Origin of the sequence: Burkholderia sp. S-53 (assembly GCF_025560745.1) — a bacterium.
GTDB lineage: Bacteria > Pseudomonadota > Gammaproteobacteria > Burkholderiales > Burkholderiaceae > Burkholderia > Burkholderia pyrrocinia.
The window spans coordinates 62,386-75,935 of record NZ_CP090484.1; the positions used below are offsets into that span (position 1 = coordinate 62,386).

The 13,550-nt window shown below is 68.3% G+C and carries 12 protein-coding genes; 5 read left to right on the plus strand and 7 right to left on the minus strand.

The features are described from left to right. Positions 1 to 359: 359 nt before the first annotated feature. From LXM88_RS22470 to LXM88_RS22490, 5 genes are all read right to left on the minus strand, one after another. Positions 360 to 779 (minus strand): cupin domain-containing protein, encoded by a 420-nt coding sequence (locus LXM88_RS22470; RefSeq protein ID WP_262544475.1) that lies wholly within the window; start codon positions 777 to 779, stop codon positions 360 to 362. Between the two features lie 10 nt (positions 780 to 789). Beyond that, positions 790 to 1,227 carry a carboxymuconolactone decarboxylase family protein gene (locus LXM88_RS22475; RefSeq protein ID WP_262544476.1) on the minus strand — a complete coding sequence of 146 codons (438 nt, stop codon included), beginning with the start codon at positions 1,225 to 1,227 and terminating at the stop codon, positions 790 to 792. A 94-nt stretch (positions 1,228 to 1,321) separates the two neighbouring features. Then, positions 1,322 to 2,806: a MocR-like pyridoxine biosynthesis transcription factor PdxR gene (pdxR, locus tag LXM88_RS22480; protein ID WP_262544478.1), complete on the minus strand. Its 1,485-nt coding sequence runs from the start codon at positions 2,804 to 2,806 to the stop codon at positions 1,322 to 1,324. A gap of 422 nt (positions 2,807 to 3,228) precedes the next feature. Beyond that, a complete protein-coding gene (locus tag LXM88_RS22485) occupies positions 3,229 to 3,825 on the minus strand; it encodes a hypothetical protein (protein ID WP_262544480.1) in 597 nt (198 codons plus the stop codon). Continuing rightward, on the minus strand, positions 3,822 to 4,403 hold the full coding sequence (locus LXM88_RS22490; RefSeq protein ID WP_262544482.1) for a hypothetical protein: 582 nt from the start codon (positions 4,401 to 4,403) through the stop codon (positions 3,822 to 3,824). The genes LXM88_RS22485 and LXM88_RS22490 overlap by 4 nt, the downstream gene beginning before the upstream one ends. A 243-nt stretch (positions 4,404 to 4,646) precedes the next feature. Here LXM88_RS22490 and LXM88_RS22495 point away from each other — a divergent pair, with 243 nt between their 5' ends. Together LXM88_RS22495 and LXM88_RS22500 are read left to right on the plus strand one after the other, a co-directional pair. Next, positions 4,647 to 5,564, plus strand: coding sequence for a LysR family transcriptional regulator (locus LXM88_RS22495; protein WP_262544484.1), 918 nt, complete (start codon positions 4,647 to 4,649; stop codon positions 5,562 to 5,564). 122 nt (positions 5,565 to 5,686) lie between these two features. Then, entirely contained in the window at positions 5,687 to 6,436 is a 750-nt protein-coding gene (locus LXM88_RS22500) for an SDR family oxidoreductase (RefSeq protein ID WP_262544485.1), read from the plus strand. A gap of 93 nt (positions 6,437 to 6,529) precedes the next feature. Here LXM88_RS22500 and LXM88_RS22505 read toward each other — a convergent pair whose 3' ends face one another. Further along, positions 6,530 to 8,176, minus strand: a complete 1,647-nt coding sequence (locus tag LXM88_RS22505; protein WP_262544486.1) for a glycoside hydrolase family 32 protein — start codon at positions 8,174 to 8,176, stop codon at positions 6,530 to 6,532. Between the two features lie 156 nt (positions 8,177 to 8,332). Next, entirely contained in the window at positions 8,333 to 9,919 is a 1,587-nt protein-coding gene (locus tag LXM88_RS22510; protein ID WP_262544488.1) for a glycoside hydrolase family 68 protein, read from the minus strand. 218 nt (positions 9,920 to 10,137) lie between these two features. Here LXM88_RS22510 and LXM88_RS22515 point away from each other — a divergent pair, with 218 nt between their 5' ends. The 3 genes from LXM88_RS22515 to LXM88_RS22525 all read left to right on the plus strand — a co-directional run bounded on the left by LXM88_RS22515 (position 10,138) and on the right by LXM88_RS22525 (position 13,506). Then, the gene (locus LXM88_RS22515; RefSeq protein WP_262544490.1) at positions 10,138 to 11,166 is read left to right on the plus strand and encodes a substrate-binding domain-containing protein; all 1,029 of its coding nucleotides are present in this window, start codon (positions 10,138 to 10,140) and stop codon (positions 11,164 to 11,166) included. 397 nt (positions 11,167 to 11,563) lie between these two features. Further along, positions 11,564 to 12,250, plus strand: a complete 687-nt coding sequence (locus LXM88_RS22520) for a type 1 glutamine amidotransferase domain-containing protein (RefSeq protein WP_262544492.1) — start codon at positions 11,564 to 11,566, stop codon at positions 12,248 to 12,250. 146 nt (positions 12,251 to 12,396) lie between these two features. Next, on the plus strand, positions 12,397 to 13,506 hold the full coding sequence (locus LXM88_RS22525) for an NADH:flavin oxidoreductase/NADH oxidase (RefSeq protein ID WP_262544493.1): 1,110 nt from the start codon (positions 12,397 to 12,399) through the stop codon (positions 13,504 to 13,506). Positions 13,507 to 13,550 lie beyond the last annotated feature (44 nt).

A 13,550-nucleotide genomic window follows, 5' to 3' on the forward strand; every position in this document is an offset into this window, starting at 1 on the left:
GCGTTGATCGCGATCAGGCGAGTGTCGAATGGCGGCGCGGACGAGCGGGGAGGCAGCGTGGCGGCGGGCAGGGTGCCGGCGGCGAAGTGTAGGGAGCGGCTAATGGGGAAACGGCGGGGGGAAATGGCGGGGGGAAATGGCGGGGGGAAATGGCGGAGGGGAAATGGCGGAGGGGAAATGGCGGAGGGGAAATGGCGGAGGGGAAACGGCGGAGAGGAAACGGCGGAGAGGAAACGGCGGAGAGGAAACGGCGGAGAGGAAACGGCGAAACGCGGCGGAGCAACTGCACGAAATCGGCGGGGAAACCGGTCACGAAACGGAGGCGCGGGCCGCACACGGCACGCACCTCCGAATCGTCGTCACTGATCGATCGGCGACTTCAGCGGCGCGTGTTCGCCGGTCAGCCCGAACACCACGAGTTGCGCGGGCTCGGTCGCACTCGCGTTGCGCGACACCTGATGGCGCGAGCCGGGCGCCTCGTACCAGCCTTCGCCGGCGCGATAGCGATGCAGCGGGCCGCCGTTCACCTGCGACAGCACTTCGCCTTTCGACACGACCGCGAACACCGAGCCGAGGTGCTGGTGCGCTTCGGAAGCCTGGCCGGGCGCATAGTCGACGGTCGCGACGACGACGAGCTTGCCGGGCGCTTCGGGCACGGCCTGCTGCATGATCGCGTGCACGTTGTCGCCGGCGTCGTGCGCATGGGCGGCGGCCGGCAGCGCGGCGCCGAGCGCGAGCCCCGCGCACAGGACGGCTAGATGGAGCGTGGAGCGGATCATCGTCGTCCCCTTACTCGGGCATCTTGCGGAACGCGATCGCGAAGCGGTTCCACGTGTTGATCGTCGCGATCAGCATCGACAGGTCGAACAGCTCCTCGTCGCTGAAGTGCGGCTTCACGGCTTCCCAGACGGCGTCGGGCACATGGTTGCTCGCGACCAGCGTCAGCGCCTCGGTCCATTCCAGCGCAGCGCGTTCGCGCTCGGTGAAGAACGGCGTTTCGCGCCATGCGACGACGGTCGCGAGACGGCGGTCGGTTTCGCCGCCCTTGCGCGCGTCGGTCGTGTGCATGTCGACGCAGAACGCGCAGCCGTTGATCTGCGACGCGCGCAGGCGGACGAGTTCGGCGAGCGGCTTCTCGATCGTGCTCTTCGCGAGGAATTCCTCGGCGTTGCGCATCACCTTGATTGCATTCGGGCTGGCGGTATAGAAGTTCAGGCGCGGTTGCATGGCAGGTCCTTTTTCGGTTGGTGCGCACGGTGGCGCGACAGGACCCACTTTAAGATCAGCATTGGCCTGCTTGAATAGCCAATTCCGTGGAAATTCAGGTAACCAGTGCAGGGGTGCCGAAACTGCCCGAACCCAGCAGCCCCGCCAGCTTCGCGAGCGCCGTGTCGATGCGCAGCGCGTCGATCCCGCCATAGCCGAACAGCAGCCCCGCGCGGACCGGCACGCCGACATGGAAGGCCGAGATCCCGTACAGGCCGATGTCCTGCTCGCGCGCCGCGCGGACCAGCGCCGCTTCGTCGAGCCCAGGCTTCAGGTGCGCTGCGAGGTGGATGCCGGCGGTCGGCACGATCGCGTCGAACCACGGCGCGAGTTCGCCGCGCAGATGCGCGATCAGCATCTTACGGCGCGCATCGTAATGCTTCTGCACGCGCTTCAGGTGTCGCGCGAAATCGCCTTCGAGCATGAAGCGCGCGAGCGCCGCCTGCGTCAGCGTGCAGGTGTGCCAGTCGACGATCTGCTTCGCCTTGGCGAGCGCGCCGCGCAGCGCGCGCGGCGGAATCGCGTAGCCGATCCGCAGTTCGGGAAAGATCGTCTTCGAGAACGTGCCGACGTACGCGACGAGGCCCGTGCGGTCGAGGCTTTTCAGCGATTCCACCGGCCGGCCTTCGAAGCGGAATTCGCCGTCGTAATCGTCCTCGATGATCACCGCGCGGCGGCGCTGCGCCCATTCGAGCAGCGCGATGCGCCGCTCCAGCGTCATCGGCATCCCGAGCGGGAACTGGTGCGACGGCGTCACGTAGACGAGGCGCGCTTCGTCGGGCAGCCGCTCCGTGACGAGGCCGTGCGCGTCGACCGGCACGCCGATCACGGTCGCACCGAGCGACGCGAACGCGGCGCGCGCTGGCGGATAGCCGGGATCCTCGACCGCGACCACGTCGCCGGGCCGCACGACGACGCGCGCGAGCAGGTCGAGCGCCTGTTGCGCGCCGTGCGTGACGAGCACGTCGTCCCAGTTGCATGCGACTGCGCGGCTGAACGCGACGTAGCGCGCGATCGCGCCGCGCAGTTGCGAGTCGCCGGCCGGGTCGTGGTACTGGGCGGGGCCGCGCGCCTGCTGGCGCAGCGCGTGGTGCAGGCAGCGCCGCCACGCGTCGAACGGGAACAGCGTCTTGTCGGTCACGCCGCCGCGGAAGTCGAAGCCGGGCGCATCCTGCGGCGCGGGCATCGCGAGCGCGTCGGGCAGGTCGTTCCACAGCGCGCGTGCGTCGACCGCGTCGATGCGCGGCGTGTCCTCGACGAGCGACGGCGCCGACATCGCCGCGGCGTGCGGCACGCGCGCGAGGCCGTCGGCGACGAACGTGCCGTCGCCGGCACGCGTATTCAGGTAGCCCTCGGCGACGAGACGCTCGAATGCATCGAGCGTCGTCTTCCGCGATACGCCGAGCTGCTTCGCGAGATCGCGCGTCGACGGCAGCCGTGCACCGCCTGCCAGGCGCCCGTCGACGATCGCGGTGCGCAGTTGCCGGAAGATTTGTCCGGTGAGGTCGTGGCGGCCTTCGATGCGGATCGCGATGTCCATCGCAGTGGTTACCTCGGATTTGGTTATTTCGCCGGAATCGGCATGCCGCAAGTATGACGCGTCGCCCAGCCGGCGTGGCGCGCGCTCGAAGCGCGACACTGGAGAGCTGCCGTCCGGCCTGGAGCGAGGCATGTGGTTGCCCGACGATCATGGTTTTTCACGAGCGGAGCGCGCCGATCCTGTCTGAAGAAGAATTTTCGCGGCGTGACGCGACCAGCGCTATCGGTGATGTCGGGGCGTCGAGCGGCGGCGTGGCGCGCTTGCGATTGGGCCAAGGGTAGGTTCGACGTGCCGTACGCGCGGGCGAACGGGCTTGTCGGTTCAGCGGACCATCGCAATCGCTTCAAGTTTCGCGATTGCGATGCGGTCCGGCGTTTTCGCGCATTGCGCGCAGCGACGGTCAGCAGGCGAACAGCGCCGTCTTACGTCGAGCCGCATTGCTTGAGCGTCGCCGCCGTGACAGGCACGCGGTCGACATGCCCGTCGACGACTTGCAGTCGGGCGACGCTCAACGTCATGGGCTGTTTGAAGCCGTCGCCGATGACGACCTCGTAGTCGGTGCCGCTGTCCGGTGTGAAGCTGGCGAACCGCCACGCGCGGTAATACCTGAATCCGTCGCTGGCGCTCCACTGCGGCCCAAAGACAAGGGGTTCGCCCGCTTTGACGACGACTTCGCCATACGTCAGATCGGATACGCCGTCGGGCTTGCCGGGCATGCCGAGCTTGGGCGGGCTGAACGGCAGCGCCGCCAGATTGAGCGTATGCGCCTGGTAGGTGATGGACACCAGCGAGCGGACTGCGGGATCGGATTCGGCATGGCACGTGGCTTCAGCGTACTGAAGAACGCTCAGCGCGCCGTTTCCGACGAACCGGAATCGCACGCGTGCGGCCGTATCGTTCGGACCGAGCGTGATATCCGTGGTGAGAAGCGGCGCGCATGCGGACAGCAACGATGCCGAAGCCGCTGCGCAAGTGATGACCGAGCGCAGGCCGCCGAGCCGGTTGCGGAATGTGTTCATTGGAATGTGACTGAGATCGTGCCTTCATAGGCGTTGGGCAGGCCAAATATCGAGCCATTTACCGACCGCGCGACCAGTCGATCGGTCTTCGCGGACGGTGCCGCATAGATGACGACATAGCGGGCTTCCGGCGGCACATCGGCTGTTGCGGTGTAGTACGGGCCGGCGAGGAACTCGGCACCGCGCGTCATCGGCTCGAACGGACGGGTCGCGATTTCGCGGCGGCCTGCGTCGAGAAAGAGTACGCGCGGTCTGAAGACCGTTGCGTACGGCAACCGGCTCGGCGTGCTGACAAACGTGCGGACGCCGATGCTGCGCGGTCGCTGCTCCGGCAGCATGTATGCCACGAACGTGGAGCGCCCCTCGGTGAAGTCGAATGTCGCGCTTTGCCCGATATGGATGGCGACGTGGCTCGCGCCCTCGATGCCGACCGGCTCGAATCGGGCGTCTTGCCAGCTTTTGCAGCACGCTGCCGGCGCCGGCGGCGGGAATGCAAGCGGCGGGCGTGCCACGCAGCCGCTCGCGACGGCGAGTATCGATGTCGCAACGATTTTGGCGGTAATCCTGCTATCGAACATGGCTCCGGTTCATGTGTTTTCACGAATGCGACTGATAACGGCAACTACGCAGGAAACTTTACAGCGACGTCGGGCAGCGACTGGCGGCTGCAGCGCATGACTTTCGCCGGGGGCGATCACGCGGATCGGCTGCGAAGCCGCTTGCTGCGTCATGCGCATGACGCGTGAATCGCCGCGCCGGGGTTGGACCGGCGCGCCCGCTGGCCTTACGATGCACGTCAATCCCTGGACCGGAGCCCGGCCATGTTGTCAGAAGAAGAACTCGCGCTGCTCGACGCAATCCGCGCGACCGGCAGCCTGTCGCGCGCCGCCGCGCGGCTCGGCAAGGCGCCGTCGACCGTGTCGCACGCCGCGCGCCAGCTCGAAACGCGTTTCGACGCGCTGCTGTTCGACCGCCGCGGCTACCGGTTGCAGCTCACGCCGGCCGGGCAATTGCTGACCGACGAAGCGTCGCGGCTGGCGCTGGACGTTGCGCGGCTCACGCAGCGCGTGCGGCAGGTCGCGAGCGGCTGGGAGGACCGGCTGTGGATCGTCAGCGACGAGGTGCTGGAGTTCGATACGCTGCTGCCGGTCGTCCGCGCGTTCGACGCGCTCGATTCGGGCGTGTCGCTGCGCTTCACGCACGAAGTGCTCGGCGGCACCTGGGAAGCGCTGCGCGACGGTCGCGCGGATCTGGTCGTCGGCGCGACCAACGAGCCGCCCGCGATCCCGGGCTTCAAATGGTTCGAGCTGGGCGCGATGGAGTGGGTGTTCGCGGTGTCGCCGCGCCATCCGCTTGCCGCCGCGAGCGACGCGTTGACGCGCGACGCGATCGGCGCGCATCGCGCGGTCGTCGTCGCCGATTCGTCGCGGCGCGCGGCCGGCCGCGCGTATGGGCTGCTCGGCGGGCAGGCCGTGCTCGCGGTGCCGTCGATGCGCGCGAAGATCCTCGCTCAGCGCGACGCGCTCGGCGTCGGCTGGGTGCCGCGCCGGCGCGTGGCGTCGCTGCTCGCGCGCGGCGAACTCGTCGAGAAACAGACGGCCAACCCGCGCGAACCGAACGTGCTGTATGTCGCGTGGCACGGCGATCGCGACGGCCGCGCGCTGCAATGGTGGCTGGAACAACTGCGCGAGCCGCGCCTCGCGCAGCGGCTGCTCGACGGGATCGACGTGACCGGCTGAGCGGGGCCGGTCAAACACGTTCGACGATTTCGAACATGTTCGCCGCCCCCGTCGTACGGCATGTCCGGGCGCCGCGTGCATCCTGTGTTCACGGTCAACTCACCGGTTCACAGGAGAACATCATGCAACGCTTCGAAGGAAAAACGGTCCTCGTCACGGGCGGCAACAGCGGCATCGGCCTGGCGGCCGCCAAGGCATTCGCTGCCGAAGGCGCGCGGGTGATCATCACCGGGCGCGACGCGCAGACGCTGGAAGCCGCACGGCAAACGCTCGGCGAAGGCGCGCTAGCGATCCGCAACGAGGCCGGCAGCGTCGCGTCGGCCCGCGCACTGGCGGACGCGATCGCGACCGCGGGCGCACGGCTCGACGCGGTGTTCATCAACGCGGGCGTCGCGAAACTCGCGCCGTTCGCGGACAGCGACGAGGCCATGTGGGACCTCGTGTTCAACACCAACGTGAAAGGTGCGTATTTCCAGATCCAGTCGCTGGTGCCGCTGCTGAACCGCGGCGCGTCGATCGTGATCAACGGCTCGATCAACGCGCACATCGGGATGCCCGGCTCGTCGGTGTACGCGGCGAGCAAGGCGGCCGTCAATTCGTTCGCGAAGACGCTGTCGACGGAATTGCTGCCGCACGGCGTGCGCGTGAACGTCGTGAGCCCGGGGCCGGTCCAGACGCCGCTGTACGGCAAGCTCGGGCTCGATGCGGCGACGCTCGACGAGACGGCCGAGAAGATCAAGGGCCTCGTCCCGATCGGCCGGTTCGGCACGCCGGACGAAATCGCGTCGACGGTGCTGCACCTCAGTGCGGCGGAATCCGCATTCATCGTCGGCGCGGAGATCATCGCGTCGGGCGGGATGGGATTGCTCTGAGCCGTCGCACCGGCGGGGACCGCAACCGCCCGCCGCAATGTCGGGCGGACGGCCCCCGTCACATGCGGGAAGGACGGCGCCCGCGAACCGCGCCTACCGCGCCGCGCAGGCGTGACGCGTATCGCCGCCGGCTTCGAGTTGCGTCACCGTGAGCCCGGAGAACGTCGCGCGGCCGTGCTCGGCAAACACGGCGACGCGGTCCGCGTCGAGCGGCGGAAAGATCAGGTCGGTGAGCGCGACGCGACCGCCGTTCGCAAACACTTCGACCGACCCGCGATCGACGACGATTTCGAGCCGCAGTTGCCCCTGTTCGAGCGGCAGGTCGACGATGTGCTCGCGGCTGAACGTGCCGGCGAAATTCGCTTCGCCGGACTGCGAGCGGTCGAGCGTCAGCGTGCGTTTCGCGGTGTCGTACACGATCCGGGTGCCGGTCGTGCCGTCCGCCGAGCGCCGGACGATCAGGCCCGCGCGCGCCGCGCGCTGCGGCGCAATCGTCACGGTGATGCGCTGCACGACGCCGCGCGTCGCAGCCGACAGCTCGCGCGTGGCGGATTCGACGGCGAACTCGCCTTCATGCACGGCGGGCCGTCCGTCCGCCCACGCGTCGAATGCGGCGGCCGGCGTGACGACGAGCCGCGGTTCGCCGTCGATCGTCTTCAGTGCGAGCTCGCGAGGCAGGGTCGTCGCGCCGCGCCACGGCGTCGTCGGCACTTTCGCCGCGTAATCCCAGTTGCTCATCCACGCAATCGCGACCGGCCGCGTGCCGGGCGCGCTCGCGAAGGTGCCCGCGGCATAAAAGTCGGCGCCGTGATCGACCCAGCGGAATCGGGCGGGATCGGAACCGGCCGGCGCGACGCGATCGGGCGTGAACGTGCGGCCGTCGAAGTTGCCGACGAAATACATCGCGCCCGAGCCGCCCGCGATCGACCACGGATTCACATTGACGATCATCACCCACTTGATGTGTCGAGGATCGCCGTCGAGCGGCAGCGGCACGAGGTCGGGCATCTCCCACAGTGCGCCCGCATGCGGCACGTCCGGTAACGTGAAGTCGCTCAGGAACGACCAGTGGATCAGGTCGTCGGAGCGATAGAGCTTCACGACTTGCGCGTCGGCGACGACCGTCGTCATCAGCCAGTGGCGCCCCGGCGCGTACCACGACACCTTCGGGTCGCGGAACTGTTTCGATTCGGGATCGAGCGTGAGCACCGGATTGTGCGCGTAGGGTTGCCACGTCGCGCCGTGGTCGACGCTGTAGGCGAGCGACTGCGCCTGCGTACCCGGCGCATGACCTGAGCCGTCCTTGTAGACGCTCGTGTAGAGCGCGACCAGCGGTGTCTCGCCTGGCGACCCGAGGCCCGACGTGTTGCGCGTGTCGGCGACGATCGAGCCGGAGAAGATTTCCTCGGTGGCGTTCGCGCGCATCGCGACCGGCTGCTCGCGCCAGTGCACGAGATCCGTGCTGGTCGCATGGCCCCAGGACATGTTGCCCCAGTCGTTGCCGACCGGGTTGTACTGATAGAACAGGTGGTAGCGGCCGTTGTCGTAGACGAGCCCGTTCGGATCGTTCATCCAGTTGCGCTGCGGCGTGTAGTGCAGCGCGGGGCGCCATTGCGGCGTGCCGTTTTCGGGCGATGCATCGCAGGTCGAGGCGGATGCGTGCGTGCAGGCCACGCCCGCCGCACCGGCGAGCAGCAGCCGGGCGATCCGGAGGGAAAAGCGGAAAAACGTCGATCTCATGCGGGGTTCCGTGCTCCGTCGCGCGAAGCGGGAAAGGAGGGCGCATGCCGCTTTCAACGGCGGCACGCGCGATTGGCGGAAGAAAAACGGCGGCGCGCACGCGACACGCGCGATGGGCGCCGCCTCACTGCCTGCGGGCGGTGCCCGCCGCGGCCGTTACGGGCGGGTGCCCGGGCCGTCGTTGTGGCCGGCGCCCGTCGCGGGCAGGTTCGCCGGGATGTCGCCGTAACCGCCGAGTCCGCCGCGTCCGTACGCGCGGTCGACCGCCGTCGACGTGCCGTTGATGTTGACCTTCACCGTCGGCGCGAGCGTGCCGCCGCGCCGCGCGCCGATCGCATCGATGAACGACTCGACGAGCCCGCCCGGCATCACGTAATGCGAATACGACTGGAATTCGCGCGGGTTCTGGTTCGGATCCTGCGAATACGGCGCGCCGGCCGGTGCCGAGAAATCGGTCGGGTTGCCGAGCACGAGGCCGCTGCCGCCGTTCAGCGGCTGGAAGTCGCTGCGGATGCCGTTGCCGACGAAGCCGTACACGCCGTCCGGCCCGTCGACGCCCGCGGCCATCGTCGTCCGGTGGCTGATCGTGAACAGGTAGTACTTGCCGTCCTTCAGGTAGATCTGCGGGCGCTCGGTCTGGTCGTCGACGCAGTTCGCCGACAGGATCGGCGGCAGGAACTTCCATTCGGTCAACTGCGGGTTCGTCGCGACCGCGAGGCCGACATTGGCCTTTTGATACACTGCGCCCGAATTCATCACCGCGTTGAGATCTTCCTTGTACGGATCGTTCGGCGCGTAGCCGAGATCGGCCTCGGTGCAGGTGCGAGCGCCGCGCTGGCCGCCCGTATTGCCTTCGAACACCATGTAGGTCTTGCCCGGGTGCGCGGGATCGGTGAACACGAACGGATCGCGGAACGAGAAGTAGGTATTCTGCTGGCCGGTCTGGTAGTAGTTGCCGTCCGGCTGCAGCAGCGCCTTGTGATCGTCGAAGCCGCTGAACCACACGTGCTTGTCGTCGGCATGGATGTGGCCGTCGGCGCGCGTGATGATCGCCTGCGGCGGCGTGATGTCGGCCCCGCCGGGCGCCGAGCGGTTGAACGATGTGGCGGTGTAGTAGAGGCTGACGTTGTCGCCGTGCGTGAGGCGCGCGGAGCCCGACCATTCGGCGTTGTTGGTCATCGGCGCGGTGCCGAACACCTTGGCGCTCGCGCCGTCCGGGAACAGGTGGCCGCCCCAGGTCCAGCCGCCGTTCGCGGGGCGCTGCGACGCGGGGATGCCCGCGCGGCGGTAGAAGAAGCCGATGCGCGCGTGAACGTGGCGGTCATCGAACGTGTAGCCCGCGTGCGGATCGGCGGTGAGCGAGAAGATCACCTCCCAGCCCTTGTAGCTGAGCTGGTTCGCGCGCAGGTCGGCCAGCGGCCAGGTATCCCAGACCCACACGTTCGAGTTGATCAGCGGGAAATCCTGCGGGATGTCCGGCATCGTCAGCGCTTGCGGCAGCGAGTTCCTGTCGGCGCCTGCGGTGTGCGACTGCGCGACGATCTGGCGGATGTCCGCGCGGGTCCAGCGCATCGTGAAGTTGCCTTCGGGATCGTAGGCCTGCTGCGTATGCGGCGTGGGCGCGGGGGCGCCGGCGCTCTGCGCGTGCGTAACGGACGACGCGGACGCGAAGGCGGCCAGTGCCGCGCCAGCGAACAGCAAACGTTTGGCCGCAGTCGTGCGGCAAAAAGGAAAGTGTGTCATCTCGACGTTATTTCAGTTGACGGTGAAAGGGAACGGCTGAAGGTGGCATCGATGTCCAAACCGGTTTGGATAGTATTTCAAACCGGTTTGGGACGCAAAAGATATTTATTTGACGGTAATGCTTACCAAATGGAAATAATTACCCGATCGAGGAGTCCGGGCGCCCGGCGTACGGGCATCCGGAGTCCGGGCGCCCGGGAAACCCGGCGGACCGGCGAATGCGAGGAGCGACGGTGAAGGTGAATCTGAAGGCGCTGTCGGATGCGCTCGGGCTGTCGCGAACGACGGTCAGTCGCGCGTTGAACGGTTACGACGACGTCAGCGAGGCGACGCGCGAACGCGTGGCGAAGGCTGCGCGGGAAATGGGCTATGTGGCGGACCCGACCGCGCGCCGGCTCGCCACCGGGCGGGCGGACGTGATCGGGATCGTCTATCCGTTCGGCGCGGGCGATCTCGGCGATCCGCGTTTCGGCGAGGTCGTCGCGGGCATCACCGAACGGCTGGCCGAGCGCAATCTCGATTTCATCATCGCGTCTGCGCGACCGAATGCGGAACTGGACACCTATCGGCGGATCGTCGACGGCAAGCTCGTCGACGGGCTGATTGTCGCGCGCACGCTGGTCGACGATCCGCGCATTGCCTACCTGCAGTCGAGCGCGTTTCCGTACGTCGCGTACGGTCGCACGCAAGCGGCCGAGCCGTATGCGTGGTTCGATTTCGACAACGAGGCGGGCGCGCGCGATGCCGTCCGTCGGCTGACCGGTTTCGGGCATCGACGCATTGCCATGATCAGCGCGCCGCTGGCGCTGAATTTCGCCGCGCAGCGTCGCGCAGGCTATCTGTCGGCATTGCGCGAAGCCGGCATCGAGCCGGATCCGGCGCTGCTCGTCGAGTGCCCGTTTACGCACGACGGCGGGCTGCAGGCCGCGCGGGCGCTGCTCGCGCACGCCAAGCGGCCGACGGCGCTGCTCGTCGACAACAATATCGCGGGCAGCGGCGCGTTTCGGGCGCTCGTGGACAGCGGGCTGCGCCTGGGGCAGGACGTGTCGCTGATCGTCTATGACGGCGTGCCGCCGGACCTCGCGCATCCGCATCGCGTGACGGCGGTCATGCAGCCGACCGGGCATGCGTCGGGGCGTGCGCTGGCGGAGTTGATGCTGAAGCGGCTGGACGACGGCGCACGCGAGCATCGGCTCGAGGCGCCGGTAATCGAAGCCGGCGATACCGACGGCCCGGTGCGCGGCTAGCCGGCGCGACGGGCCCGGGCAGGGCGCGATCGGTGGCGGAGGTTGCCGGATCGTGCCCGGTCGAAAAGGCCATGACGCCTGCAGGGATGAACGCCCGTTCTCTAGACGACCGGTCTAATCAGCGGATATCATCCGTCCTGACGAATGCGACGACACCTCCCGGCTCGGGCAACGCGGACGCGAAAATGCCATATCGCACTGCGATGCTGAACGTGCAGCGAGACGCCGTCGTTTTTTTCGGATTCTTCCTAGACGACTGGTCTAATAGGATCGTGCGGTATTTCGGATCCGCGAGCGGCACGTTGACGCGCGGTATCTGACTAACCGACAGGCGTGCCGTGCCGGCCGATGATGGGCCGCGCGGCCCCGTTCCCCCATTTTCGAAGGAGTGTCGATCATGAAGATTCTGGTTGTCCTGACCTCGCACGATACGCTCGGCGACACCGGCAAGAAGACAGGCTTCTGGCTCGAGGAACTGGCCGCGCCGTACTACGCGTTCAAGGATGCGGGCGCCGAGCTGACGCTGGTTTCGCCGAAGGGCGGCCAGCCGCCGCTCGACCCGAAAAGCAGCGATCCGTCCGCGCAAACCGATGCAACGCGCCGCTTCGACGCCGATCCGGCGGCCAAGGCCGAACTTGCATCGACGCGCAAGCTCGCCGACGTGTCGGCCGACGACTACGACGCGGTGTTCTACCCGGGCGGCCACGGCCCGCTGTGGGATCTCGCCGAGGATCTGCATTCGATCGGCCTGATCGAGCGCACGCTCGCGGCCGGCAAGCCGGTCGCGGCGGTCTGCCACGCGCCGGGCGTGCTGCGTCATGTGAAGAACCCGGCAACCGGCGAATCGGTCGTGCGCGGCAAGCGCGCGACCGGGTTCACCAACAGCGAGGAAGCGGCCGTCGAGCTGACGGAAGTCGTGCCGTTCCTCGTCGAGGACATGCTGAAGACCAACGGCGCGGCGTTCGAGCGCGGTGCCGACTGGGCGCCGCATGTCGTCACCGACGGGCTGCTGATCACGGGCCAGAACCCCGCGTCGTCGGAGCCCGCCGCCGCGGCGCTGCTCGCGAAGCTCGGCCACCGGTAAGCATCTGGCGCCGGCCGGGCCAGGCCGGCGCCGTTCCGTATCCGTCGCCGGGCGCAGCCGGCCCGCCGACGGCCCGAATCGTTGCGCCGTGCGCGTCGCGCGGCGAATTCCCAGTCGTTTTGCAGAACCAAGCAAAGGAGTCGTGGATGTCTGCCCTGTTCGAACCGTTCAAACTCAAGGATGTCACGCTGCGCAACCGCATCGCGGTGCCGCCGATGTGCCAGTACGTCGCCGAAGACGGCGTCGTCAACGACTGGCATCACGTGCATCTGGCCGGCATCGCGCGCGGCGGCGCGGGCCTCGTGATCGCGGAGGCGACGGCCGTGTCGCCGGAAGGGCGGATCACGCCGGGCTGCGCGGGGCTGTGGAACGATGCGCAGGCCGAAGCGTTCGCGCCGTCGGTCGCGGCGATCAAGGCGGCCGGCGCGGTGCCCGGCATCCAGATCGCACACGCGGGCCGCAAGGCGAGCGCGAACCGTCCGTGGGAAGGCGACGACCATATCGCCGACGGCGATCCGCGCGGCTGGCAGACCATCGCGCCGTCGGCCGTGCCGTTCGGCGCGCATCTGCCGAAGGTGCCGCGTGAAATGACGCGCGACGACATCGCTCGCGTGCAGGCCGACTTCGTCGCATCGGCGAAGCGTGCGCGCGACCTGGGCTTCGAATGGCTCGAACTGCACTTCGCGCACGGTTATCTCGGCCAGAGCTTTTTCTCGGTGCATTCGAACCGGCGCGACGACGAATACGGCGGTTCGGCCGAGAACCGCGGCCGCTTCGTCGTCGAGACGCTCGCGGCCGTCCGCAAGGTTTGGCCCGAGCATCTGCCGCTGACCGCGCGCCTGGGCGTGATCGAATACGACGGCCGCGACGAAGAGACGCTCGCCGAGTCGATCGCGCTCACGCAGCGGATGAAGCAGGAGGGGCTCGACATGCTGAGCGTGTCGGTCGGCTTCACGACGCCCGACGCGCAGATTCCGTGGGGCCCGGCGTTCCTCGCGCCGATCGCCGAGCGCGTGCGCCGCGAGGCCGGGCTGCCCGTGTCGTCCGCGTGGGGGATCGACACGCCGCAACTGGCGAACCGCGTGGTTGCCGAACAGCAGCTCGATCTCGTGATGGTCGGCCGCGCGCATCTGGCCGATCCGCACTGGCCGTACTACGCGGCGAAGCAGCTCGGCGTCGAGCGCCCGTCGTGGACGCTGCCCGCGCCGTACGCACACTGGCTCGAGCGTTACCGGACCGCCGACAAGGTGGCTTGAACGGGCGCGGGAACCTAGCGCCGCGGCGGCCCGCGCATGACGCG

Coding starts and splice junctions, on each gene's coding strand:
- LXM88_RS22470 (WP_262544475.1), bottom strand. CDS start 779: ATGATCCGCTCCACGCTCCATCTAGCCGTCCTGTGCGCGGGGCTCGCG.
- LXM88_RS22475 (WP_262544476.1), bottom strand. CDS start 1,227: ATGCAACCGCGCCTGAACTTCTATACCGCCAGCCCGAATGCAATCAAG.
- pdxR (WP_262544478.1), bottom strand. CDS start 2,806: ATGGACATCGCGATCCGCATCGAAGGCCGCCACGACCTCACCGGACAA.
- LXM88_RS22485 (WP_262544480.1), bottom strand. CDS start 3,825: ATGAACACATTCCGCAACCGGCTCGGCGGCCTGCGCTCGGTCATCACT.
- LXM88_RS22490 (WP_262544482.1), bottom strand. CDS start 4,403: ATGTTCGATAGCAGGATTACCGCCAAAATCGTTGCGACATCGATACTC.
- LXM88_RS22495 (WP_262544484.1), top strand. CDS start 4,647: ATGTTGTCAGAAGAAGAACTCGCGCTGCTCGACGCAATCCGCGCGACC.
- LXM88_RS22500 (WP_262544485.1), top strand. CDS start 5,687: ATGCAACGCTTCGAAGGAAAAACGGTCCTCGTCACGGGCGGCAACAGC.
- LXM88_RS22505 (WP_262544486.1), bottom strand. CDS start 8,176: ATGAGATCGACGTTTTTCCGCTTTTCCCTCCGGATCGCCCGGCTGCTG.
- LXM88_RS22510 (WP_262544488.1), bottom strand. CDS start 9,919: ATGACACACTTTCCTTTTTGCCGCACGACTGCGGCCAAACGTTTGCTG.
- LXM88_RS22515 (WP_262544490.1), top strand. CDS start 10,138: ATGCGAGGAGCGACGGTGAAGGTGAATCTGAAGGCGCTGTCGGATGCG.
- LXM88_RS22520 (WP_262544492.1), top strand. CDS start 11,564: ATGAAGATTCTGGTTGTCCTGACCTCGCACGATACGCTCGGCGACACC.
- LXM88_RS22525 (WP_262544493.1), top strand. CDS start 12,397: ATGTCTGCCCTGTTCGAACCGTTCAAACTCAAGGATGTCACGCTGCGC.